General features: G+C 68.0%; 25 protein-coding genes and 1 tRNA gene. 7 read left to right on the forward strand and 19 right to left on the reverse strand.

The window, feature by feature from the left end; all coding sequences use genetic code 11:
* Positions 1 to 159 precede the first annotated feature (159 nt).
* The 5 genes from pdhA to MMG85_RS02550 all read left to right on the forward strand — a co-directional run bounded on the left by pdhA (position 160) and on the right by MMG85_RS02550 (position 4625).
* Positions 160 to 1245 carry a pyruvate dehydrogenase (acetyl-transferring) E1 component subunit alpha gene (gene pdhA / locus MMG85_RS02530; protein WP_241044559.1) on the forward strand — a complete coding sequence of 362 codons (1086 nt, stop codon included), beginning with the start codon at positions 160 to 162 and terminating at the stop codon, positions 1243 to 1245.
* Positions 1242 to 2297 carry an alpha-ketoacid dehydrogenase subunit beta gene (locus MMG85_RS02535; RefSeq protein ID WP_241044560.1) on the forward strand — a complete coding sequence of 352 codons (1056 nt, stop codon included), beginning with the start codon at positions 1242 to 1244 and terminating at the stop codon, positions 2295 to 2297. The genes pdhA and MMG85_RS02535 overlap by 4 nt, the downstream gene beginning before the upstream one ends.
* Positions 2297 to 2671 (forward strand): SH3 domain-containing protein, encoded by a 375-nt coding sequence (locus MMG85_RS02540; protein WP_241044561.1) that lies wholly within the window; start codon positions 2297 to 2299, stop codon positions 2669 to 2671. Before MMG85_RS02535 ends, MMG85_RS02540 begins: the two co-directional genes overlap by 1 nt.
* Positions 2668 to 4104: a dihydrolipoamide acetyltransferase family protein gene (locus tag MMG85_RS02545; protein WP_241044562.1), complete on the forward strand. Its 1437-nt coding sequence runs from the start codon at positions 2668 to 2670 to the stop codon at positions 4102 to 4104. The genes MMG85_RS02540 and MMG85_RS02545 overlap by 4 nt, the downstream gene beginning before the upstream one ends.
* A gap of 134 nt (positions 4105 to 4238) precedes the next feature.
* Entirely contained in the window at positions 4239 to 4625 is a 387-nt protein-coding gene (locus MMG85_RS02550; protein WP_241044563.1) for a VOC family protein, read from the forward strand.
* Between the two features lie 6 nt (positions 4626 to 4631).
* On the opposite strand, the gene MMG85_RS02555 is transcribed toward MMG85_RS02550, so the two are convergent.
* From MMG85_RS02555 to MMG85_RS02575, 5 genes are all read right to left on the reverse strand, one after another.
* Positions 4632 to 5066, reverse strand: coding sequence for a BLUF domain-containing protein (locus tag MMG85_RS02555; protein WP_082563087.1), 435 nt, complete (start codon positions 5064 to 5066; stop codon positions 4632 to 4634).
* Positions 5067 to 5138: 72 nt separating this feature from the next.
* Positions 5139 to 6785: a M28 family metallopeptidase gene (locus tag MMG85_RS02560; RefSeq protein WP_241044564.1), complete on the reverse strand. Its 1647-nt coding sequence runs from the start codon at positions 6783 to 6785 to the stop codon at positions 5139 to 5141.
* A gap of 195 nt (positions 6786 to 6980) precedes the next feature.
* Complete coding sequence (locus MMG85_RS02565; protein WP_241044565.1) at positions 6981 to 7910, reverse strand: MBL fold metallo-hydrolase; 930 nt, start codon at positions 7908 to 7910, stop codon at positions 6981 to 6983.
* 100 nt (positions 7911 to 8010) lie between these two features.
* Positions 8011 to 8310, reverse strand: coding sequence for a hypothetical protein (locus tag MMG85_RS02570; protein ID WP_241044566.1), 300 nt, complete (start codon positions 8308 to 8310; stop codon positions 8011 to 8013).
* A 3-nt stretch (positions 8311 to 8313) separates the two neighbouring features.
* The gene (locus tag MMG85_RS02575) at positions 8314 to 9609 is read right to left on the reverse strand and encodes a tryptophan--tRNA ligase (protein ID WP_241044568.1); all 1296 of its coding nucleotides are present in this window, start codon (positions 9607 to 9609) and stop codon (positions 8314 to 8316) included.
* Positions 9610 to 9801: 192 nt separating this feature from the next.
* Between MMG85_RS02575 and MMG85_RS02580 the strand changes: the two genes are divergently transcribed.
* Positions 9802 to 10608 carry a hypothetical protein gene (locus MMG85_RS02580; RefSeq protein WP_241044570.1) on the forward strand — a complete coding sequence of 269 codons (807 nt, stop codon included), beginning with the start codon at positions 9802 to 9804 and terminating at the stop codon, positions 10606 to 10608.
* A 63-nt stretch (positions 10609 to 10671) separates the two neighbouring features.
* On the opposite strand, the gene MMG85_RS02585 is transcribed toward MMG85_RS02580, so the two are convergent.
* The 14 genes from MMG85_RS02585 to MMG85_RS02650 all read right to left on the reverse strand — a co-directional run bounded on the left by MMG85_RS02585 (position 10672) and on the right by MMG85_RS02650 (position 23454).
* On the reverse strand, positions 10672 to 10893 hold the full coding sequence (locus tag MMG85_RS02585) for a CsbD family protein (protein WP_055937072.1): 222 nt from the start codon (positions 10891 to 10893) through the stop codon (positions 10672 to 10674).
* A gap of 237 nt (positions 10894 to 11130) precedes the next feature.
* Complete coding sequence (locus MMG85_RS02590; protein WP_055937075.1) at positions 11131 to 11265, reverse strand: entericidin A/B family lipoprotein; 135 nt, start codon at positions 11263 to 11265, stop codon at positions 11131 to 11133.
* 196 nt (positions 11266 to 11461) lie between these two features.
* Positions 11462 to 11614, reverse strand: a complete 153-nt coding sequence (locus tag MMG85_RS02595) for an entericidin A/B family lipoprotein (RefSeq protein WP_055937078.1) — start codon at positions 11612 to 11614, stop codon at positions 11462 to 11464.
* A 150-nt stretch (positions 11615 to 11764) separates the two neighbouring features.
* Entirely contained in the window at positions 11765 to 12688 is a 924-nt protein-coding gene (rocF, locus tag MMG85_RS02600; protein ID WP_241044572.1) for an arginase, read from the reverse strand.
* A 659-nt stretch (positions 12689 to 13347) separates the two neighbouring features.
* Positions 13348 to 13716: a GFA family protein gene (locus MMG85_RS02605; RefSeq protein ID WP_241044574.1), complete on the reverse strand. Its 369-nt coding sequence runs from the start codon at positions 13714 to 13716 to the stop codon at positions 13348 to 13350.
* 167 nt (positions 13717 to 13883) lie between these two features.
* Complete coding sequence (locus MMG85_RS02610; RefSeq protein WP_241044577.1) at positions 13884 to 15410, reverse strand: UvrD-helicase domain-containing protein; 1527 nt, start codon at positions 15408 to 15410, stop codon at positions 13884 to 13886.
* Positions 15407 to 17086: an ATP-binding protein gene (locus MMG85_RS02615; RefSeq protein ID WP_241044579.1), complete on the reverse strand. Its 1680-nt coding sequence runs from the start codon at positions 17084 to 17086 to the stop codon at positions 15407 to 15409. Before MMG85_RS02615 ends, MMG85_RS02610 begins: the two co-directional genes overlap by 4 nt.
* Before the next feature lie 165 nt (positions 17087 to 17251).
* Positions 17252 to 18064: a restriction endonuclease gene (locus MMG85_RS02620; RefSeq protein WP_241044580.1), complete on the reverse strand. Its 813-nt coding sequence runs from the start codon at positions 18062 to 18064 to the stop codon at positions 17252 to 17254.
* Between the two features lie 439 nt (positions 18065 to 18503).
* A tRNA-Thr gene (locus MMG85_RS02625) sits at positions 18504 to 18579 on the reverse strand.
* Positions 18580 to 18592: 13 nt separating this feature from the next.
* Positions 18593 to 19252, reverse strand: a complete 660-nt coding sequence (locus tag MMG85_RS02630; protein WP_241044582.1) for an SPOR domain-containing protein — start codon at positions 19250 to 19252, stop codon at positions 18593 to 18595.
* A 19-nt stretch (positions 19253 to 19271) separates the two neighbouring features.
* Entirely contained in the window at positions 19272 to 20021 is a 750-nt protein-coding gene (locus tag MMG85_RS02635; protein ID WP_241044584.1) for a type III pantothenate kinase, read from the reverse strand.
* Positions 20018 to 20986 carry a bifunctional biotin--[acetyl-CoA-carboxylase] ligase/biotin operon repressor BirA gene (gene birA, locus MMG85_RS02640; protein ID WP_241044586.1) on the reverse strand — a complete coding sequence of 323 codons (969 nt, stop codon included), beginning with the start codon at positions 20984 to 20986 and terminating at the stop codon, positions 20018 to 20020. Before birA ends, MMG85_RS02635 begins: the two co-directional genes overlap by 4 nt.
* Positions 20983 to 21609, reverse strand: a complete 627-nt coding sequence (plsY, locus tag MMG85_RS02645) for a glycerol-3-phosphate 1-O-acyltransferase PlsY (RefSeq protein ID WP_241044588.1) — start codon at positions 21607 to 21609, stop codon at positions 20983 to 20985. The genes birA and plsY overlap by 4 nt, the downstream gene beginning before the upstream one ends.
* A 30-nt stretch (positions 21610 to 21639) precedes the next feature.
* Positions 21640 to 23454 (reverse strand): DegV family protein, encoded by a 1815-nt coding sequence (locus MMG85_RS02650; RefSeq protein ID WP_241044589.1) that lies wholly within the window; start codon positions 23452 to 23454, stop codon positions 21640 to 21642.
* Positions 23455 to 23646: 192 nt separating this feature from the next.
* Between MMG85_RS02650 and MMG85_RS02655 the strand changes: the two genes are divergently transcribed.
* The gene (locus MMG85_RS02655) at positions 23647 to 23970 is read left to right on the forward strand and encodes a hypothetical protein (protein ID WP_241044591.1); all 324 of its coding nucleotides are present in this window, start codon (positions 23647 to 23649) and stop codon (positions 23968 to 23970) included.
* The last annotated feature ends 65 nt before the right edge of the window (positions 23971 to 24035 follow it).

Genomic DNA, 24035 nt, shown 5'->3' on the forward strand with positions numbered 1-24035 from the left:
CGAACGACAGCGGGGCAAGCGCCTGTTTCCGCACCGTTTTCCGTGCCAGGCCGGCCGCCATCCACCCCCGTCTTGTTGCATTGCACGACAGCTGTGCGGCGCCCTGCTCCTAAAATTACATTTGAAACCAATTCCGCCACTGACGAGAACACCGTCCAGATGAGCATCGCCGCAAGCTTCGAGATCGAATACCTCCAGTACCTGGGCCCCGACGGCGCCCTGGTGCGCAACGACCTGCCCGAGGCCGGGCGCGACATCGCCCGCCTGCGCGAGCTGTTCAAGCAGATGCTGCTGGTGCGCACCTTCGACACCAAGGCCATCGCCCTGCAGCGCACCGGCAAGCTGGGCACCTACGCCAGCTGCCTGGGCCACGAGGCCACGCACGTCGGCATCGGCGCGTCGATGCGCACCGGCGATGTCTACGCGCCCAGCTACCGCGAGTACGGCGCCATGTTCATGCGCGGGGTGAAGCCGCGCGACGTGCTCATGTACTGGGGTGGCGACGAGCGCGGCAGCGACTACGACCGCGCCAGCGACGCCCGCAACGACTTCCCGTTCTGCGTGCCGATCTCCACGCAATGCCTGCACGCGGCCGGCGCGGCGCTGTCGTTCAAGCTGCGCAAGCAGCCGCACATCGCGGTGGCGACCTGCGGCGACGGTGGTTCGTCGAAGACCGACTTCTACGCCGCGCTGAACTCCGCCGGCGCCTACGAGCTGCCGCTGTTGCTCGGCGTGATCAACAACGGCTGGGCCATCTCGGTACCGCGCAGCGCGCAGACCGGTGCGCAGACGCTGGCGCAGAAGGGCCTGGCCGGCGGCCTGCACTGCCTGCAGGTGGACGGCAACGACCTGATCGCCGTGCTCGAAGGCATGCGCCGCGCCAGCGAGCGCGCCCGCAAGGGCCAGGGCGGCACGGTGATCGAGTTCGTCACCTATCGCCTGTCCGACCACACCACCGCCGACGACGCCCGCCGCTACCGCGACGACGCCGAAGTGAAGGCCGGCTGGGAACGCGAACCGATGACCCGCCTGCGTACCTGGCTGACCGCACAGGGCGCCTGGAACGAAGCCGACGAAGCCGCGTGGAAGCAGGAATGCGGCGCGCGCGTGGACGAAGAGGTCAACGCCTACCTCAACACGCCGGTGCAACCGGTCGAGGCGATGTTCGACTACCTGTACGCCGATCCGCCGCCCGAACTGCTGCAGCAACGCGCCGCCGCCATCGCCGCGGAGAACCGCCCATGAGCACCGTCATGAAGCCCGAGAACAAGACTGTGGGAGCGACGTCAGTGGCGAAACCGGACACCGTGGCGACCCCGACCGCCATCACCCTGATCGAAGCCATCACCCAGGCGCTGGCCTGGGAGATCGCCCACGACGAGTCCGTGCTGGTGCTCGGCGAAGACGTGGGCGTGAACGGCGGCGTGTTCCGCGCCACCGCCGGCCTGCAGCAGAAGTTCGGCCCCGAACGCGTGCTGGATACGCCGCTGGACGAGACCACCATCGCCGGCCTGACCATCGGCCTGGCCGCACAGGGCATGAAGCCGGTCGCCGAAGCGCAGTTCGACGGCTTCGTCTACCCGATGGTCGACCACATCATCTGCCACGCCGCCCGCCTGCGCACCCGCACGCGCGGTCGCCTGCACTGTCCGATGGTGCTGCGCGTGCCATGGGGCGGCGGCATCCGCGCGCCGGAGCACCACAGCGAGGCCAACGAGGCCATCTTCACCAACGTGCCCGGCCTGCGCGTGGTCATGCCGTCCTCGCCGCAGCGCGCCTACGGCCTGCTGCTGGCCGCGATCCGCGATCCGGACCCGGTCATCTACATGGAGCCCAAGCGCATCTACCGCCAGTACAAGGAAGTGGTCGCCGACGACGGCGAAGCACTGCCGCTGGACGTGTGCTTCGTGCTGCGCGACGGCACCGACGTGACCCTGGTGACCTGGGGCGCGCAGGTGAAGGAAGCGCTGGAGGCCGCCGATGCGCTGGCCGGTGAAGGCATCAGCGCCGAAGTCATCGACGTGGCCACGCTGCGCCCGCTCGACTTCGACACCATCGCCGAATCGGTGGCGAAGACCGGCCGCTGCGTGATCGTGCACGAGGCACCGCGCACCGCCGGTTTCGGCGCCGAGATCGGCGCGCGCCTGGCCGAGCACTCGATGTACGACCTGCTGGCCCCGGTCGAACGCGTCACCGGCTACGACACCCACATCCCGTTGTTCCGCCTGGAAATGAAGTACCTGCCCAGCGTCGACAAGATCGTCGCCGCGGCCAAGCGGGCGATGGCGAACGGCTGATGCGGGCACGCGTCCTCCGCGACTACCGCACGCAGTACGCGAACCCCATCCGGTTCGCGCACGGCGACGTGGTCGCGCTCGGCGCACGCGACACCGAGTGGCCGGCCTTCGCCTGGACCACCACCGCCGACGGCAACGCCGGCTGGGCGCCGGTGGACTGGCTGCAACCGCGGGACGACGGCCACGCCGTCGCGCTGCGCGGCTATTCCGCGCAGGAACTGGACGCGCAGGCCGGCGACACCGTCGCGCTGCAGTACGAACTGGGTGACTGGTGGTGGTGCACGCACGCCGATGGCCGCAGCGGCTGGCTGCCTGCGCGCGACCTGGACCCGATCAACCACAACGAAACGACTTCCGAAGAGACATCCGCATGAGCGAGAGCAAGACCTTCCACCTGCCCGACCTGGGCGAGGGCCTCCCGGACGCCACCATCGTCGAGTGGTTCGTCAAGGAAGGCGACGTCATCCGGCTGGACGAACCGCTGGTGTCGATGGAGACCGCGAAGGCCGTGGTCGAGGTTCCCTCGCCCGTCTCCGGCAAGGTGCTGAAGCTGGCCGGCGCGGCCGGCGACATCGTCGTCACCGGCAGCATGCTGGCGATGTTCGAGCCGGATGCCAGCCTGCCGCAACGCGCCGAAGGCCAGGACACCGGCCACCACCATGGCCCGCCGAAGCCTGCTGCTGTGGGAGCGACGTCAGTCGCGAATCCGACACCCGATGCAGCCCCCGTCGCGACTGACGTCGCTCCCACAGAAACCGAGACCGACGCCGATGCCGACGCCGGCACCGTGGTCGGCGCCATGCAGTCGTCCAATGCGGTGCACACCGAACAGGCGATCGCCGTCGGCGGCGTCAAGGCCATGCCGGCCGTGCGCGCGATGGCGAAGAAGCTGGGCGTGGATCTGTCGCGCGTGCGCGCCAGCGGCGCCGATGGCGCGGTGACCATGCAGGACGTGAAGCAGGCCGCCGCCGATGGCAGCGCGATGCTCCCCTCTCCCGTCGGGAGAGGGGCTGGGGGTGAGGGTTCGCAGCATCCGGTGGCACGCGCTCGCCCCGAACCCTCCACCACCACACCGGCACCTTCTGCCGAGGGGCGAAGGGGAGACCAGCGCACCGCGCTGTCCGCCAGCGGCAAGCCGATGCGCACGCAGCCGCCGGGCGTGTCGGTTAGCGGCCAGCCCGAGCAGCTCAAGGGCGTGCGCCGCAACATGGCGCGCGTGATGGCCGATGCGCATGCCAAGGTCGTGCCGACCACGCTCAGCGACGACGCCGACATTCATGCCTGGACACCCGGCAACGACATGACCGGCCGCCTGGTCCGCGCCATCGTCCGCGCCTGCAAGGCCGTGCCGGCGATGAACGCGTGGTTCGATGGCGACAAGCTGACCCGCACGCTGCACCCGCAGGTGGACATCGGCATCGCCGTGGATACCGATGACGGCCTGTTCGTGCCCGCGCTGCGCAATGCCGACCTGCTGGACGCCGGTAGCGTGCGCGAGAGCATCAATCGCCTGCGCACGCAGGTGGAAGACCGCAGCATTCCGCCGTCGGAACTGACCGGCTACACGATCTCGCTGAGCAACTTCGGCATGTTCGCCGGCCGCTACGCCACGCCCGTGGTGGTGCCGCCGTGCGTGGCCATCGTCGCCGCCGGTCGCGCGCGCCACCAGGTCACGCCGGTGATGGGCGGCTTCGAGTCGCACAAGGTCATCCCGCTGTCGGTGACGTTCGACCACCGCGCCTGCACCGGCGGCGAAGCGGCGCGCTTCCTGAAGGCGATGATCGACGACCTGGCCCTGCCCGGCTGACCTCTACGCGCGGATGTCGGGTCCATCTCCCTTGTAGGAGCGCCCCATGGGCGCGATGCTTTCGCCGCTCAGTGTAAAAAGCATCGCGCCCGTGGGGCGCTCCTACGGACGCACCACGACGACGGAGACTTCGCATGACCCACCGCAGCCGTCTTGCCGGTTTCATCATCGACAGCCAGGTCGACGACCTGCCTGCCGCGTCGGCGTTCTGGAGTGCCGCGCTGGGGCTGAAGGTCACCCATCCCGATGACGGCGGCGTGGGGCTCTACGACAAGTTCGAGCCCGGTCCGGGCGGGCTGCATATCGAAGTGCAGAAGGTGAAGCACGAGGCGCGCGTGCATCTGGACATCGAGACCGACGACATCGACGCCGAAGTCGCGCGACTGGAAGCACTCGGCGCCAGGCGCGTGCAGCACGTGCACAACCGCTGGTGGGTGATGGAAGCGCCGACCGGGCACCGCTTCTGCGTGGTGCCGATGGACGAGGGCAGCACGCGCGGCGCGCCGAACCGCTGGCCCTGACGCGCCTCAGCGCGCGAGCACCGCTTCTTCCTTCCAGAACGCCAGCAGGCGCGCCAGGCCGGGGGACGCGGCCGACTCGTCCTCCAGCCACGGCACCTCGCGCTGCCATTGCGACTGGCTGAGCTGCTGCACCAGCGTCTGCGGCGCATGCGCAAAGCCCATGTGCCAGCGCTGGAACAGGCGCTTCTCCACCCGGCCCTGCTCCAGGATCTCCAGCTGGTGATGCTGGCTGGCGCGGGTGATGCGCGCGTAGATCTGCTCCACGTCGGCGCGCGTGCCTTCCAGGTACTGCACGAAACGCAGTCCTCCGTACAGCAGCGCACCCGTCACGTCGGCGAGTTCATTCGCCACGCGCGCGTCCAGCAGCAACTGGTCGAGATCGTGGACATCCAGCGGATGCGTGGCCTGGCTTCGATAGACCAGCGCGTGAAGAGGAGCCACAGACATTCCGGTGCCGCGAAAGGACGCGCAGCATAGCGTGCCGAATCACATGAACGGCGTGCGCCAGCGCCGCTATTTCCGTTCAGTCTCGCTGCGTTCGCGTTCGGCCTTGAATTCTGAACCGTTCAGCCAGCGCGGCCATGCGCGACTGTCGGCGATCTCGCGGCCCAGCGCATACAGCAGCTCCACATCCTGGGCCTGCCCGCGTGCGTCCCATGCGGTCGTCCACGCATCGCACGGCTGGTGGTAGCAACGGGCGAAGTAGGCATCGCGCAGCGCCTTGCCGCTCTCGACACCGCCGTCGATGCGATCCAGTCCTGCGCCCACGGTGATCGCGGGAACGCCGGCGCGCGCGAACGCGAAATGATCGGCGCGATAGAAGAAGCCGGCTTCCAGGTTGGGATCCGGCGAATACGCGCGGCCATGCGCCTCTGCCACGCGCTTCAGGTCGCCCTCCAGCGACACGCGGCCATTGCCCCACGAGGCGATGTCGCGGTTCGGGCCGTCGGGGCTGAGCATCTCGATGTTCAGCACCGCCGCCGTCTTCTCCAGCGGCGCCACCGGGTTGGCGGCGTAGTAGGTCGCACCCTGCAGGCCCTTTTCCTCGGCGGTCAGCGCCATGAACAGGAGAGTCCGCTGCGGCCGTGGACCGGCGGCGAACACGCGCGCCAGTTCGATCACCGCCGCGACACCGGTCGCGTTGTCGATGGCGCCATGGCGGACGGCATCGCCGCTCGCGTCGGGTTCGCCGATACCGAACGCGTCCCAGTGCGCGGAATAGATGACGGTCTCGTCCGGACGCTGCGCGCCCTGCAGCTTGCCGATGACGTTGCGGGTGACCACCTGGTCGCGCTTCAGCGCGAACGCGGCGGACATCGTGGCATCGCCGAGCGCCACGGGTGCGAACGCGGCCGTCTGCGCGCGACGCTTTTCCGCCTCGAAATCCAGCCCTGCACGCTCGAACAGCGACACCGCCAGGTCGCGCTGCATCCAGCCGCGCAGCCGCGTGTGGTACTGCGCAGCGTCATCGCGCGGAATGTCGAACACCGGCGACAGGCCCGATGCGCGTACGGTCGCCCATCCATAGGCCGCCGGCGCGGTCTCATGCACGATCAGCACGCCCGCCGCGCCCTGCCGCGCCAGTTCTTCGTACTTGTAGGTCCAGCGACCGTAGTAGGTCACCGCGCGGCCATCGAAGGCGCCAGCCGCCGCCGTCTCGAAATCCGGATCGTTCACCAAGACCACGGCGACCTTGCCTTTCAGGTCGGCGCCCTTGTAATCGTCCCAGCCGCGCTCGGGCGCGCTGATGCCGTAACCGACGAAGACCAGCGGCGCATCGACGATGTCGACGCGTTCGATCGGACTCAGGCTCTGCAGGACGACGTCATCGCCATTGGCCAGCGCCTGCAACGCACCACCCACCTTCACCGCCGCCGACACTTCGCCGTCCACCTGCGCGCGCACCAATGCGACGTCCTGCGTCCATGCGCCGTTGCGGCCGCCGGGCTGCACGCCCGCCTTTTCCAACTCGCCCACCACGTAGGCGATCGTCTTCTCCTCGCCGGGCGTCGCCGGTGCGCGTCCCTCGAATTCATCGGAGGCCAGCACGCGCACGTGGCGCGACAGGTTGTCGGCGCTGATGCCGCCGCCGGGGATGTCGGTGGCGAGGGCCGGCATCGCGCACAAAGACAACAACAGGAGCGGAAGCGAAGATTTCATGGACATGGCCTTGCCTGGAAACACGGGAAGTCTATGCGATGCGCCGCTGTAGGAGCGACGTCAGTCGCGACCATGAACTGTCGGCGTCGGGGCTGCTCCCTGCATGCACGGAGTCATCGCATGCTCCCGCAGGAACAGGATTGGCCACCCATGCGGTCGCGACTGACGTCGCTCCTACAGAAGAGAAGCAGCGCCTCACGGCCGCCCGCGATCCAGCCACACGGCCAGGCCCTGCGCGTTCAACTCGATGTCCATGGCGAGGATGCGCAGCACGTCCTCGTCCGCCAGCGGCACCTGCAGGGCATGCGCGCGTTCGAGGTACAGGGCGGAGAGGCCGGCGGTGAGGCAGCGGTGGCGGTCCGCGCGCCCGTCGCAGGCCTCGGCGATCGCCACCATCGCATCGATCTGTTCGTACAGCGCCTGCGCCAGCCGCGGCACGTCGCCGACGCGGCCGTAATGCGTCAGGTACATGCCGTCGGGTTCGTACGCGACCATGCGCGCGATGCTGGACTTCAACGCCACCGGCTCGAACTGCACCGGCGTGGTGGTCGGCAGGATGAAGGCACCCTGCGGTCCATCCAGTTCGCGGTAGGACAGGCCGAAGGTGTCGCCGGTGAACCAGCAGCGGCTGCGGGCGTCCCAGATGCAATGGTGGTGCCGGGCGTGGCCGGGCGTATCGATGAACTGCAGCGTGCGCCCCGACAGCATCAGCGTCTCGCCGTCCTCGACGATGCGCACGCGTGCTTTCGGTACCGGCTGGACGGTGCCGTAGCTGCGCTGGATCTCTTCTTCGCCATAGACCGCGGTGGCGCCTTCGACCAGCTTCGCCGGGTAGATCAAATGTGGCGCCGCGCGCGGATGCGCGACCAGCGTGGCATTCGGCAGGTGCTGCAGCAGCAGGCCCGCGCCGCCGGCATGGTCGAGGTGCACGTGGGTGACGATCAGGAAATCGACGTCCTCCGGTGCCAGTCCCGCCTGCTGCAGCGCCGCCAGCAGGTGCGGCACGGAGTGGTTGGTGCCGCAGTCGATGAAGGCGCCGCGCCCTTCCTCGACGACGAGATAGGCGGCGTCGAAATGATCGCGATGGAACGCGGTGTCGATGGTGTGGATGCCGTGGAGGCTCATCCGCAGGCCTGTGTGGGGACGGATGACCCGATTCTAGTCCCCGCGCCGCGAACGCACGACCCGCCTTTGGTGGAACGCACCTGCGCGCCCGGGCACGGAATCAGCCGCGCGACAGCCACCAGCCACGCAATGGCACCGCCAGGGTCAGCACGAACAGGAATGCGCCATACGCCACCAGCGTGGCCAGCACCTGCTTCCAGATCGCCCCGGTGCCGACCTCCGCCGCCCCCAGTCCGTAGCCCCACTGCATGCCGACGAAGCTCAGCACGAACGCCACTGCCAGCACCATCAGGTCGAATCCCTGCCGGCGCGCACTGCGCGGCTGGCGCGGAAACAGCCAGTACAGCGAGCCGAGCAGCAGGAACCACGGCAGGAACAGGATCACCGCCAGATACGGCATGGCTCAGGCCTCCGCCGCGCGCAACGCGGCCAGCGCCGCCAGCACGTCCGCCACCGGCACCTGCAGCACGATCTCCGGCGTTTCCATCGCATCGGCCTGCTCGGCCTGCTTCAGCACGGCGATCAGCTTGCCGGCGTCCTTCGGCGAGTCGAACCCGTTGCTCTGCACCAGCACGTTGCCGTCGGCATCGGCCAGCTTGAAGTAGAAGCGTCCATCGGTGTCGCGGTACTGCTTGAACGCCGGCAGCGCGGCCTTCGATGCCGTGGCCTTGGCTTCCACCGCGGGCTGCTGCGACAGGTCGCGCAGGCCCACGGCGTGGCGCAGTTCGGCCAGCAACGGCGTGGCGTAGCGCTCGCGCAGGCGGCGGGCGCCATCGCGCAGGATGGCTTCGATGTCGGCCGGCTTCGCCATCAAGGCTTCGTACTTCTCGCGCAGCGGGGCGATTTCCGCGTCGATCCGCTCGAACAGCTGCTGCTTGGCGTCGCCCCAGCCGATGCCGTCGGCGAACGCCTGCGCAAACGCCCGCGTCTCCTCCGCGCTGCCGAACGCCTGGTAGAGCTGGAACAGCGCCGAGCCTTCGGTGTCCTTCGGCTCACCCGGGCCGCGCGAGTCGGTCAGGATGGAGAACACCAGCTTCTTCAACTCGTCCCGCGGCACGAACAGCGGAATCGTGTTGTTGTAGCTCTTGCTCATCTTGCGGCCGTCCAGGCCCGGCAGCGTGGCCACGTTGTCGTCGATCAGCGCTTCCGGCAGGGTGAAATACTCCTTGCCGTACACGTGGTTGAAGCGCTGGCCGAAGTCGCGCGCCATCTCGATGTGCTGGATCTGGTCGCGACCCACCGGCACCTGGTGCGCATTGAAGATCAGGATGTCGGCGGCCATCAGCACCGGGTACATGAAGAGGCCGGCGCTGACGCCGGTATCCGGGTCCTCGCCGTCGGCGTTGTTCTTGTCCACCGCCGCCTTGTAGGCATGCGCGCGGTTGAGGATGCCCTTGCCCGCCACGCAGGTCAGGAACCAGGTCAGCTCGGTGATCTCCGGCACGTCGCTCTGGCGGTAGAACCACACCTTGTCCGGCTCCAGGCCGCAGGCCAGCCACGTGGCGGCGATCTCCAGCGTGGAGCGCTGAGTGCGCGCCGGGTCCTGCGCCTTGATCAGGCTGTGCAGGTCGGCCAGGAAGTAGAAGCTCTCCGTGTCCGCCGCACGGCTGGCGGCCACCGCGGGGCGCACGGCGCCCACGTAGTTGCCCAGGTGCGGAGTGCCCGAGGTGGTGATGCCGGTAAGGACGCGGGTGGTCATGTGCAAATCGGGGGAATGCGGGAAAGCGGCCAGTTTACCGGCTGGGGACGGGCGATGCCGGCGGCGCGCCTGCGACACGGGGTCGCAGCCGGCGCCCTGCTGGCGGCTTAACCGGTCGCGCCGTCGCGAACGCGACCAACCCCGTTGCCACTGCCGGCCCGTTCCCAGCATCGTCCCCACTGGAGAACGGACATGCTGCCTCGCATCCTCGCTTCCCTTGCCACGCTGGCGCTGCTGGTCGCATGCGCGCCCGCCCACGCCAGCCCCCTGGTCGATGTCAGCGTGATCGACCGCGACACCGGCGAATCGCTGGCCCGCTATCCGCATCGCGGCGATCTCTGGGTCGCCGGCACCCCCGGCCACCGCTACAGCGTGCGTCTGGCCAACACCACCGGCGAGCGCGTGCTGGTCGTGCTGTCGGTCGACGGCATCAACGCCGTCACCGGCCAGACCGCCGACCCCTCGCAGGCCGGTTATGTGCTGGAGCCGTGGCAGACCACCGAGATCAGCGGCTGGCGCAAGTCGATGCGGGAGGTGGCGCAGTTCGTGTTCACCGACCTCGGCGACAGCTACGCCGCGCGCACGGGGCGTCCACGCCATGTCGGCGTGATCGGCGTGGCCGCCTTCCGCGAGGCGCGCACGTACCGCTATCCGAACTACACGCCGCCGCCGATCGCGCGCGGCACGATGGAGAAGCGGATGGAAGCCGAAGCCGCCGCGCCCGCGGCATCGGCGCGCAGCATCGTCGCCGATGATTCGGCACGCCAGCAGAGCATCGGCACCGGCCATGGCGGACGCGAGTGGGCGCCGACCTCACGCACCGGCTTCGACCGTGCGACCCGCCAGCCGGAGCAGGTCAGCGAACTGCGCTACGACGAACACCGCCGCCTCGTGGCGATGGGCATCCTGCCGCGTCGTCACCACGGCCCGATCCGCCGCGATGACACGCCGCGTGCGTTTCCCGGCGGCTTCGTGGCCGACCCGCCGCGCTATCGCTGAGCGCAGCATGGAAAACGGGCCGCCCGAGGGCGGCCCGTCCTGTTTGTTCCCGCCAGCGCGGCGTCAGTGCTTGAAGGTCTTGTCCGAGCGCAGCGTGCGCTGGAAATCCTCGACTTCGGTATGCGCGCGGTCGCGGTCGTAGCCATAGCGCTCCTGCAGGCGGCCTTCCAGGTATTCGGCGTTGCCCTGCGCGACCTTGAAGTCGTCGTCGGTCAGATCACCCCACTTGGCCTGGATCTTGCCCTTCAGCTGCTTCCAGTTGCCGGCGATGATGTCCTGATTCATGGTGATGCCTCGCTTGATTGAGCGGCAGGGGGCGCCGCGGGGACAGCATCGCAAGGCCGGCGTTGCCATCCGATCAACCGCGCGTCAACGCACCATTACGACGGGCCGACGCATTCAGTGGCATGACGGTCCGTTCGCGCCGATGAATACGCAAGGCGCACGCCGACGGACCGGCCGCAACGAAAACGGGCCGCAAGGCGGCCCGTCGGGAATCATCGAAGTCGCGGGCGTTGACGCTTACTTGCCCGACGAATCCTCGACCTTTTCGCCCACCTTCTGCACGTCCTTGCCGAACCCCTTGACGGTGTTGCAGCCGGACAGCACGGCGATGGAGAACAGGGACAACATCAGCAACGCAGCGACACGCTTCATAAGCGACTCCTGTGGACGGTATTGGCGGACTGGAGCGGCGCATCCCGGAGGGCCGGGCCTCGCCGCACCACCCGCGCAGTGTCATTCAAGCACGCTGGCTGGCGGCTGACCATCCGGGGCCGGAAACGGAAAGGGGCCGGTTTCCCGGCCCCCGTGTCGGCCACCCCGGAGGGCGCCCGCCATCAGACAACGTGCATCAGCACTTGCCGTCCTTGCAGTCCTGGGCCTTGTCCTCGACCTTCTCGCCGACCTTCTGCACGTCCTTGCCGGCACCGGCCATGGTGTTGCAGCCCGACAGGACCGCCATCGAGAACATCGCCGTCAGCAGCAGCATCATTGCACGCTTCATGTGTCATCTCCTGGGTGGATAGGGGTGCCGCCAGCGGGTGCGTCCCACCGTGTGGCGGCGTGTGCGTGCACCTTCGACGCCGGCGCGTATAGGCCGCGTGAAGCACCCCTCCGGCGATTCAGCCGCAGTTTGCCCCGCGCGACCGATCCGTCAGTCGCGCATCAGGGTCGACTTGCCGAACAGGCTTTCCACCAGGTCCACGGTCAGCTTGGCGGTGCGGTTGCGGCGATCCAGCACCGGGTTCAGTTCGACGATGTCCAGCGAGCCCATCAGGCCGGTGTCGGCGATCATCTCCATCACCAGCTGCGCCTCGCGGTAGTTGGGGCCGCCGGGCACCGTGGTGCCCACGCCGGGCGCGATGCTGGGGTCCAGGAAGTCCACGTCGAAGCTGACGTGCAGGTGGGTGTCGGCGTCCATGCCTTCCAGCGCCGCTTCCATCGTGCGCTTCATGCCCACCTCGTCGATGTAGCGCATGTCGTACACATCGACCTGGTGGTCCTTGATCAGCTTCTTCTCCTCCGGGTCGACGGAGCGGATGCCGATCTGCCGCACCATCGACGGGGTGATGGCCGGGGAATCGCCGCCCAGCCGGGTCAGTGCGTCCGGACCGATCCCGCACAGGCAGGCCACCGGCATGCCGTGGATGTTGCCCGACGGGGTGACCTCGCTGGTGTTGAAGTCCGAATGCGCGTCCAGCCACAGGATGCGCAGCTTCTTGCCGGTCTGGCGGCAGTGCCGGGCCACGGCGGTGATCGAGCCCATCGCCAGGCAATGGTCGCCGCCCAGCATGATCGGCAGCCGCGCGCGCGCCAGTTCGGCGGCGGTGGCCTCCATCACGGCGCGGTTCCACGCGACCACCTCGTCCAGATGCCGGTAACCGCTGACCGGGCCGGTCCAGGGGTTGGCCGGTCCCTGCACGTTGCCGGTGTCGATCACGTCCACGCCGCGCGCCGCCAGCGCTTCGCCCAGCCCCGCGATGCGCAGCGCATCCGGCCCCATGCGGGCGCCGCGATGGCCGGCACCGACGTCGGTGGGCACGCCGATCAGGGACACGGGAGGGAAGACTCGACTCATGGGTACGTCCTGCGGAAACAGGCGCACAGTCTATGCGGTCGGGGATGACGGGGCTGTGGCATCGCAGCACGCGGCCGCGCTGACAGGCGCTTGTCCGACCGGCCCCGCGGAAGCATCTTCATGATTTCGTTGTGAAACGGCCGCGCCACCCGATCACCCAAGGCGCCGCCCCGGCATCCCCCGTAGGCTGGGATGCAGCGCAGCGGAATCCCGGCACCCCGGCACCCCGGCATCCCGGCATCCCGACCGCCAGACCCACCGATCCCACCTTGCGCCACCGAGCCCCGCCGCACCTTGTCGGCACCTCATCGACCCTTTTTCATCCATCGCCGGATGTTTTCGGGTCAACGTTGACCCCTAGTGTGAGAAGAACGGATGTTTTTCGGTCAACGCCGGATGTTTTTCGCCCGTCGCCGGACCTTTATGTGAGAAGAGCGACCCTTTTTGATCCAACGTCGGATGTTTTCCGGCCAACGTTGGCCCCTACTGTGAGAAGAACGGATGTTTTTCGGCCAACGCCGGGTGTTTTTCGCCCGTCGCCGGATCTTTGTGTGAGAAGAGCGCCTTCGCGGGCGTCGCCTGCGGCGCATCGGTTCCGCTACGCCGCCACCGAGGCGGGTGATGGAGCGAGACGTCGGGTGAGGCGCGATCCGCCCGGATCAGGATGAGACCAGCGTCTGCGCGGCGCCGTTGCTCTTGCCGATCTCGCCGATCTGCGTGAGGTCGATCCCGTCGATGCAGGCGAGGTTGTAGCCGTACTCGGTGGGCACGCTGCGGCGCTGATGATGGGTGTAGATGCCGCACACGCTGCAGAACCAGTGTTTGGCGATCCTGGTGTTCCACTGGTAGAGGCTCAGCTTGTCCTCGCCGCGGGTGATGCGCAGGCGATCGAGGGTGACGCCGGCCATGATCGCGCCACGGCGGCCGCACATGGAGCAGTTGCAGCGACGGATGTTCTGGTGGCCATCGATGAGATCGACTTCGAATTCGACGGCCTTGCAGTGGCAGGTGCCTTTTACGGTGGGCATGCAATGCGGCTTGCAGTGATGGGGTGCCGGCATGATGCCAGTCATGGACGGAGTCAGGCCTGACCTCCCCCATGCCTGATGGCATCGATGCCGGGGTTCACGTCACTCACCCCAACTGACGGTGATGGCTGCTCTCGGCCAAGAGCGGTCAGCAGACCACGGTATGTTCAAGTCTCAAACAACGGACTTGTATTCGTATCAGGAATAACCAAGGTAAGTGATCGCTTTGCCCTGCTGATCGCCACATACAGCTTGCACTTGGCATACGAAGTCGCCGAGAACTGAGTGCGGTCACATGCCATGACCATGACATGGTCGCACTCCAGTCCCTTGGCTTTATGGATGCTGCTCAGCGTCCTCGATGGCGGTGACGGACGCGAGTACGACCTCCGTCGCGCAATTTCCGCGAATCCTTCTTCCGCGTCCGCGAATACACCCAGCCGAATCGCATCTCCGAGCTCTACCCGATGGTCAATCTTGACGTCCGAAAAACCGTCCCCTCCGGCCTTGACCAGATCCCGAATCAACCCAATTGCATCTGACACACCCTTGGGAGAGGGGTTTCCCAGGATCAGTCGTGCAATAGCTTGAATGTTGGCAGGCTTCCCCGTTGTCTTGCGGATGCAACCTTCCCTTATCTCTTGTAGCAGGCGGTCGCCGTGGCTTCTCTGCGTGAATCCGACGGACGCGGTGGAAACGAACTCGATCAGCCCTTGGGCCAGGCCTTCTGCATTGCCGTGCTTCTCCCGCAAGACGGCAACGAGCCCGGCCAAGGCATCGCGCGAATGCCCTTCCCAGATCGGGATCTTGCGCATCCAGAAGCCACGGAGTGCGCTGACCAGGTCATTCTGAGATGCAAGAATCATCAACTGATCCATCCTGTTGACCAATTGATCGATGGGTCTTCGCTGATCCTTTGAGAGGCTATAGCCACCATGCTGCCTTGCAACATTGTTGGCGCGCAGGATGGTCAGCGAATCTGGTAGCGACCGAGCGAGATCTATGGGTTTGTTCGCCTTCATACTTTCACGCGCCGAGCGAATCCACTCCCCGAGTTCGGCGCATCCCGTTTGCCAGCGATGCGGGGTGTCCAGGACGTCACAGGCCGCAGCCTGCTTCAACGCCTCCCAACGCGCCTGGTCGGCCTTAGTTTCTGCTGCGGTTCTTCCGCCGTAGATCCGCTGTAGCGGATCGCCGAAAATCCGGAGCATGGCGCCGCCCCGATGCAGCGACATGACCACTTCATGCTGGTCGGCGCTCGAATCCTGATGTTCATCGCAGACGATCACCTGATAGCGCGTGGCGAGTGCCTTCGCCACCATGGGATGAGCGCCGAGGAATGCGGCGACCTTCGCCGCCATGATGGAGAATCCGCTGCCGTTGTCTCGCCATGCCCACGAAGACAGGTCCGGCGGCAGGCCCAACGCCTGATGATAGGCAGTCGAGATCTGCATGATCAGCGCATCGATGGTCTTGATCTCAACCCTACTGCCGGCGCCTTTCGTTCTTTCAGCGAAAACCGAACAGGCCGCATGGGTATGCGTAAGGATAAGGAGCCGGCCGTCACCAAGGGTAGTCATGGCGTCCCGCGCGTAGCGGGCGCCCTGATAGGTCTTCCCGCAACCGGCCGCCGCTTCGACGAGTACCAGTGGTTGATCGGAACGGAGCAGCGCAGCTACGGCCTCGTCGCTCATAGTGTGAGTATGTCTTTCGTCGGGAGGCCCGCCGCGACCAGGATTGCGTTGAGCAACGGGAGCACCTGCGGACTGACTGCATCCCATGCACCGAGGGCGACCATGCTCTGCGCAAGTTCACGTCCGCCGTCTTCGGACTTGAACCAGTGTCGAGAGTGCTTCTTCCACACCTTCTCGTCGCCGACCGGCGCCCCTTCCTTGTCGCCGACGGCGGCTGCGACGATAAGCTGGCGCAGCGTCTTTCCCTGATCCGCTAAGGCTTCCTCAATGGATGCCAACTGCTTGTCCTGGATGCCGAGCCGGTCCGCAATGGTTCGCAAGCGATCGCCGTCGAGTGCTCCTTCCGCACCCTTCAGCAGCTCGGGCAGCTTGTCGTCCGCTATCGCCGCGATCACATGTTGCTCCGTGCATCCGTCCTGCCATTGGTGCAGCCTGTCGCCCAACTCCTGCTTTAATGCCTGCCAACGGCCAGGATCGGTGCCTTCATTGTCCGCCAGCCCGGCAAACAGGAGACCGGAGGCGGACAGTGTCTCCAGCAAGTCGAGGGTCGCGGAGTTCCCTTGACCGTCGCAGACGCGCACGCCATGGTCCAGCGGAGCGCAACCGAAGGCTTTTTCCAGAAGAAACTGCAGAAACCCGACTTCGGTCGGACCTTCCGCGATAACGGCTACCTTGGCGAGGAAGGTTTCGGGATCTCGGCGCTGCTGAGGAGCGATCTTGTCACGCGGCAGCGCACCGACCTTGCCGATGCCATCCATGTACCACAGCTGCGCCTTCTCGCTGCAGGCGATGGCTACCGGACTATGCGTGGTAATGAATGCCTGACCCTCTTCACCCGCGATGATGCCGAGGAGCTTGCGCAATCGATAGGGCTCCAGACCTCGTTCGATCTCGTCGACCAACGTGATGCTCACTTCCTTCTCGGCAGCGGAAGCAATTTCGAGGGCGACCATTCGCCTTGTGCCGGCGCCCCAGTTGGCGAGCGGCAGGTTGACCTCGTGCTTCTTCGCCAGCAAGCCGATCAGCGCTCCGATAGAAAGTCCCTGGCTCGTGGTCAGACCGAGCTTCAGGTCATGCGGCAGGGCGGAACCGACCAGGCGCTTGTCCAACTCGCTGATCGCGTTCTTGCCCGCTTCGTTCAGTAAAGCTTCGAGGTCCAGTTCTGAAATTCGCTTTCCGATCCGTGCGCGAAGCGCGCCATCGGCGATCAGCCGATCCAGTCCAGAGCCATAGACCAGTCGAAGGTCACGATCGTTGCGCTCGTCCGCGCTAAGCCGTACAACACCGATCTTCCGGCGCATGCTGACGGAGAAATGATCCGCTTCGTCGTTGGGCTGAACTATCTCCCATACGAGTTCGAGCTCGGCGGTTCCCCGAACACGTACCCGATACACGGGGTCGTCGGCATCGGGCAAGTCTTCACCTTCTTCCTTGGCTGGCGGTTGAACCGCGTCCGTCCCGTTCCAGGTCCACGGCCAAGAAAAACTCTTCTGTGTATTGATCCCGGAAGCCTCGGAAAGCGAGAGCACTGCCTCGATGAAGAATTCTTGCGAGCTGTCCCGTTGCCAGTAGTCCGACTCCGACACCGTGGTTGCGTTCGTTGGGCTGAGCAGCAGCGCGATGGCTTCGAGAATTGTCGTCTTCCCAACATCCCCGCCGCCGAGAATGATGTTCATGCCGAACGCGGGTCGCCATTCGAGCTTCTCTATTCCTCGAAATCGCGACACGCTTAGTCTTCGGATTATCGCAGTACTTCCCATATCAACGTCCCCTACGCTCCTGTGCAGAGAATATGGCACTGGAACCCCTTCAGATGTCTGCTTTGGATCGGTAGCCGAAATCTACCTAGTACCTCTGCACACAGGAAACATAGAGCATCCCCAAAAGGTTTCCGCCGTCCGCGAGTTGTTCCGTCGCACCATCACCGCCTCGCACTTCGGACAACTCGGCACTGCGGAATCGCTCGCTACATCGCCACTCAACACAGGCTCGATTCTTGGCGGGACCGATATGGGGGCAGCGCCTTTGGCCTGCACCTCCCGAATCATCCCCAACAACGCCGCCCCATCGATCAGTTCGATCGGCTTGCCCTCGGCAAACTTCGCCGCGTCCGCCGTGAATCCCCCCAGCGCCGCGATGCGCACCGCATCCGCGCGGTGATGCGCCAGCAGGCCGTACATCTCGCGCACCACGTTGACCGGCACCTTTTCGCGTCGCCACTGTTTGCACTGCACCAGCGTGCGCTTGCCCTCGCGGCGCAGGACCAGGTCGATGCCGCCGTCGGCACCGCCCAAGCCCGTCTCCTCCACCGTATAACCGCGACGACGGAACGCCTCGCCGACCAGCCGCTCGAAATCGCGCCAGCCCAGCGCCGCAATGCTCTCCAGACCCGTGCGCGACTCCAGCAGGCGCCGCCTGCGCCGCGCCGCCAGGAACGACACCAACGCCGCAAGCGCGCACAGCCCGAGGAACACCCACGCCAGCGGCATGAAGGGATGGGTATCGCGGAACGCCGTGCCCAGCGCATCGGCGCGCGCGAACAGCAACGGAATGCCATGCGCGATGGCGAGATACCCGCACACGCCCACGCCCAGCCCGACCGGCCACGGCAGCGCCGCAATGGCATCGAAGAATGTCGTACGACCACGTCCCATGTGGCTTCCCCATTCACCCCGAAGCGGACCATAACGCGATCCGCGGGCGAAACGCAGGCGGTGCCGCACCGTTCGTCGGCCGCCAGGGCGTGAGTGCCGATTGAGGTGGCGCGCACGAGGTCATGCTCCGGGGAGCGAGGTCCATGCCGACGGTGGCGCAGCGGCACGCAGCTCTGTGGCGCGGCGTCGCCACCACGCGGGACCACCATCGAGGGAAGACTCTTTTCCTGCCCACAGATCGCGGCACGCCGCGTCCCGCTCGCCGGTTCCTCCTTCAGGCAGACCTGGGGATACACCCCTGTCGGCCGCCGCTTCTCCCTGCCATCAAGGCGGCACTTCAGCTGCACACCTATGGACCATGACCCACAAAAAAGCCCGCATGTCTGCGGGCTTGCCGTGGATCTTGTACTTGCATGGACGCCATCGCACGCCTGGAAGATGGTGCCGCTTATCCGAATCGAACGGATGACCTACCGCTTACAAGGCGGTTGCTCTACCAGCTGAGCTAAAGCGGCGCGGGGCGCAATTCTAGCGCAGCGCGGTGCATTCGAGCGGCTGCGGCGCGCTGCTGGACGCCGCGCGCGCGATCGCGACCGGATCGATGCCGTCGGCGACCCCCGCATCCAGCCACCACAGGCCCGGACCGGCGCGGCCCACCGGCTGCAGTTGCGCGCCGAAGCCGGCCGCCTGCAGCTGCGCGAGACGCCGCTCCGCCGCCTCGCGACTGCGATAGCGCCCCAGCGCGATGCTGTTCGCCTGGTCGCCCTGGCGCACGACCAGGAAATCATCGAAGCCAGCGGCCCCGATCCGCGCCGCCACCGCCTGCGCGTCCTCCAGCGACGCGGCCGGCGGGATCACCACCTGGTACCCGCTGGCGCTGATGCCCGGCACCTCGCGCAGGCGGGCCTGCCGCAACTGGCCTGCGACAGCGGCCTGCGCCCGCGTGGCGGCGGTCTCACTGGTGTACGGCCCCAGGCTGAAGCAGAGGGCGACCGGCGCGGGCGACGCGACCGGCGCCGAAACGGAGGGCGTGGTGGCCTGCGCCGGCTCGTCCACCAGTTGCAGGCGGGCGACGCCCGCGGGCAGGTCCGGTCCCGGCGCGGGCACCGGCGCAGGACGGGTCAGCCACCAGGCGGCGGTGCCGAGGTTCAACACCACCAACAGGACGATCAGGGCACGGATCAGCATGCGGCGATTCTAGCCGCGCTCACGCCTCGGCACCGAGCCGCGCCCAGACCGCCAGCCCTTCGAGCACCAGTGCCGGCGCCCGCTCGCCTTCGCCCAGTCGCGATGCCAGCGCCGCCGCACCGCCACCATGCAGCAGCAGCGACGGACGCTGCCCCAGCGCTTCCTGCGCCTGCTGCAGGCTGCGTTCGATCAGGCCCAGCGCCGCGCCGTCGCAGCCGGATGCCAGCGCGTCGACCGTATCGGCGGCGAACTCGACATACTCGCCTCCCTGCGCAGGCAGCTGCGCGGCGGCCGCGTGCAGGGCATCCCGCATCAGCTGCGGCGAGGGCGCGATGCGCCCGCCGTGGTGGCGCCCCGCCGTATCCAGCAGGTCGACGGTCACCGCCGTGCCCACGCCGACCACCAGCCACGGCGCCGTGCCGCGTCGGCGCGCCGCCAGCAAGGCCAGGAAGCGATCCACGCCGAGCCGCGCGGGGTCTGCGTAGGCGATGCGCACACCGGCCAGCGCGGATTGCGTGCGGGCGAAGGAGATGGCGCCGAAGCGCGTGGTCAGCCATTCGACGACCGACGCCGTGCGGATTGGCGACGCCACGCTGGCCACGACGGCCGTGCAGTTCTCGCGGGTCGCGTTGGCCGGCATCGCCTGGTCGAGCGAGGCGACGAGCCCGTCGTCGTACGCGAACGCATGCATATCGCCCAGCGTGCCGTCCGCACGCAGCGGCGCGCACTTCACCCGCGAATTGCCCAGATCGAAGACCCACTGCGTCATGTCGCCCTCACGCTCACCTCGCCCGCATGCACCAGCCGCATGGCCTGCCCCACCCTCACCCGCAACGCACCGTCCTCGCCGATGCCCTCGGCCACGCCGTGCTCATCGCCCTGCGGACCATGCACGGTGACGGTGCGTCCCGCCAGCACATCCAGCGTGGCGTACCGGGCCAGGAAAGGCGCAAGCCCTTCCCGGTCGAACTGCTCCAGCGCCGGCAACAGCGCATCCAGCAGCTGCGCCGCGAGTGCGTTGCGCGATGGCATGCCCTCGCCAAGCCCGGCCAGATCGATCCACGCCTGATCGATGCTCGCGGCGACGGCGGCCGGCATGCGCACGTTCACGCCGATGCCGATCACCGCACGCACCGGGCCGCCGTGTTCGCCACCGCCTTCCACCAGGATGCCGCCCAGCTTGCGCCCGCGCACGAGCAGATCGTTGGGCCACTTCACGCCTACCTCGGTGTAACCGGCCTGGCGCAGCGCGTCGGCGACCGCCACGCCGACCACCAGGCTCAGCCCGCCCAACCGGGCGAGCCCACCGGAGAACTGCCGCGACAGCGACAGGTAAAGATTCGATGCGATCGGTGACGCCCATTGACGTCCACGCCGGCCGCGGCCGCCGGTCTGCTGCTCGGCGAGCAAGGCATCGACGCCATGCTCAGGCGCTTTCCGGCGGAGCAGTTCGCTGTTGGTGGAATCCAGCGACCATGCCACGTCGAGCGACGACAGCGCGTTGGCCGTCGTGGCCTGCAAGTGCGCACGGATGCGCCCGGCCTCCAGCAACTCGACCGGGTCGGCGAGTGCGTAGCCGCGCCCGGCCTGCGCTTCGATGCGCAGGCCCCCTTCGCGCAGGGCCTCGATGCGCTTCCACATCGCCGCACGCGTCAGTCCCGCCTCGTCCGCCAGCGCATGTCCGGACACCGGGCCGTCGATCAACCGCTGCAACAGGGCGCGCTCGCCGGTCATGCGCGCCGGCGCCAGACGCGCACGCGCTCGAAGCGCGACTCGCTGCCGTCGCGCAGACGCCGCACATTGACCCGATGGGTGAACAGCACCAGCAGCGCCGCGGCGATGGCGAACAGCTGGGTGGCACGATCCATGTGCAGCCACCACGCCAGCGGTATCAGGCAGGCGGTGGCGATGATCGAGGCCAGGCCGACGTAACCCGTCGCCACCAGCACGCCGACCCACACGGCGAACAGCGGCAGCAACGCCATCGGCCACAGCACCGCCAGGCCGCCCAGCAGCGTGCCCACGCCCTTGCCGCCGCGGAAGCCGTGCCAGAGCGGCCACACATGCCCCATCGCCGCCACGAACGCCGCCAGCAATCCCAACGCGCGTGGCGACAGCGGGCCGTCCAGCGGCGCGAACCGCAGCGCCAGCCAGGCCGCCAGCGCGCCCTTGCCGATATCGACCAGCACCACGCCCAGCGCGAACTTCGCGCCTTGCGTACGGAAGGCATTGGTGCCGCCGGCATTGCCGCTGCCCTGCGTGCGGATATCGACACCGCGCAGGCGGCCAAGCACGAGGCTGCCCGACACGGAACCGATCAGGTAGGCGAACAGCAGGAGCAGGCAGGCGGTAAGCATGCCGCCATTATGGGCCACGCTCCCGCGCGGTCAGGGCTCGGGCGCCGGTTGTACCGCCACGATCAGCGCACCCGGCCCCGCATGCGCGCCGATGGCCGCACCGGTTTCCACCAGGCGGTCCTCGCTGATCTGCAAGCGCGTGCGCAACGCCGCCAACAGCCGCTCGGCACCGGCGCGGTCATCGCAGTGGCCGACGATCAGCCGCCAGCGCTGACCGGCCGGCAACTGGCGCGCCACGCGACGCGCGAAGGCTTCGGGTGCCTGTGCGCGGGTCAGCAATAGGCCGGCGACCACCATGCGGCCGTCCACGCTCATCTTCGCCATCGGCGTCAATGCGCTGAGCCGCGCGATCGGCGCCGCCCAGCGCGGGATGCGGCCGCCGCGCACCGCGTGGGAGATGTCGGGCGCGATGGCCCACATCCGCGTCAGCGGACGCAGGCGCTCCAGTTCGGCCACCACGCTCGCGTCGTCCTGCCCCTGCGCCGCCAGCTCCGCGGCACGCCACACCAGCAGCGCCTGCCCGCAGGCCGCATTGACCGTATCGAAGACACGCACGCGCCGCTCCGGATCGCGCGCCGCCGCGTGTTCGCCGGACTGCAGCGTGCCCGACAGCGCACGCGACAGGCCCACGTAGAGCACGCGGGCATGGTGCGCGAGCGACAGCTCGAACTGGCGGCGGAAATCGCCCGGCGGCGGCTGGCTGGTGCGCGGGAGTTGATGCGAGGCGGCCATGCGCCGGTAGAACTCGGCGGTCGACAGCCCGATCTTGTCCAGGTACTCGCGGCCATCCAGATCCACGCGCGCCGGCACCACGCCGATGGCGTACCGCTCGGCGATGTCGTCCGGCAGATCGGCGGCGCTGTCGGTGACCACCACCCACGGCTGCGGTGCGGCGGCGACCGCCTGCTGGCGGATCATGTCGTCGGCCTTCATCGCCTCCACCCGTCCCTGCTGCGCGCAGGCGTCGAACAGCGCCTGCGGCGAGCCGGTGTGCGCATGCACGCGCAGCCGCGAGCTGCCGCCGGCGATGACGATGGAATCCGCCCCTCCCGCTTCGAGCGCCGCGCGCAGGCGGTCGCGGTCCAGTCCTTCGCCGAGCAGCAGGCACTCGGTACACCAGCGACGCGCCGGATCGATCACGTGATCGTGCACCGGCAGCGCGCCCGCGTCGTTGGCCGCGACCGGCGCACCGGCGCGCACGCGCACGGCCCGCGGACCGCCTTCGACAAACTCGGCGATGCCTTCCAGCAGGTCGACGAAGCCCTGCGCACCGGCATCCACCACGCCGGCCTTCTGCAGCAGCGCCATCTGCCGCGGCGTGTCCGCCAGGGCGCGCCGGGCGCGGACCAGCGCCCGGGTGAACCCGCTGCGCGTGTCGGGCTGCGCACTGTCGGCCGCCGCGTCCAGCTCATCGGCGAAGGCGGTGATGACGCTCAGGATGGTGCCTTCGACCGGCTGCGCCAGCGCCTGCCGCGCGCTCAGCGCTCCCTGCCGCACCGCCGCGGCCAGCGAGCGGACATCCAGTTCGGGCAGGGTGCGCACGCGCTCGGCCACGCCGTGGAGGAACTGCGCCAGGATGGCGCCGGAGTTGCCGCGCGCGCCGTCGATGGCGTCGTTGCCGACCCGGCTGAGCAGGTCGCCGGCATGCTGGCTGGGCTGGCTCAACGCGCCGTTGAGCACGCTGCCCAGCGTCGAGGCGAGGTTGTTGCCGGTATCGCCGTCGGCCACCGGGAACACGTTGATGCGGTTCAATCCATCGCGCGCGGCGATGACCCGGCGCGCGCCGGCGATCAGCGCCCGGCGCAGGGCGGGGGCGGTCAGTGGACGGTCGGAAGGCGTTGGCATGGCGCGAGTCTGCCGCAAGCGCGGGCGCTTGCCTGTTGCGACGCAGCAGCCCGGCGGCGGTTTTCCTCGATCCGTCGCCACGGGCCGGCATTTCGTCGCACGGGGCGGGCGGATTCATGCCGGCCGGCACCAATCCGGCTATAGTCGGCGGCGTCATCTGGCCGCTGTAACCGACCGACAGGAGTCCTTCCGATGCTTCGCGCCAGCCTTGCCCTGCTGCTCCTGATCGCCTCGGCGGCCGTGTTCGCCCAGAACGGGCGCGGCATCGCCAACGGCAACACCGGTACCTGCCAGGACGTCGCCGACCGCGCGGTCGCCGAGCGTCCCGTCGATGCCGTGCCGACCGCAGCCGACGCCCGCCGCGCACGCGCCACCGCCATGCGCAGCAAGTACGGCGCGCCGGCGTCCCTGACCTCGCCCGCCACCACCCGTGGCGGTGGCGACGACGACGACACCCCGTTGCCGCGCAGCCGCGGCTCGAAGTGGCACAGCTTCCTGCCGGGCATGTTCCGCTGACGCGGGCGGCGGTATCCGGTGATTGGACTCCTGCGCCGCCTGCGGCGCCCTTCCCCGTCGATTGA

It is taken from the genome of Pseudoxanthomonas sp. LH2527 (assembly GCF_022539275.1).
Taxonomy (GTDB): Bacteria; Pseudomonadota; Gammaproteobacteria; order Xanthomonadales; family Xanthomonadaceae; genus Pseudoxanthomonas_A.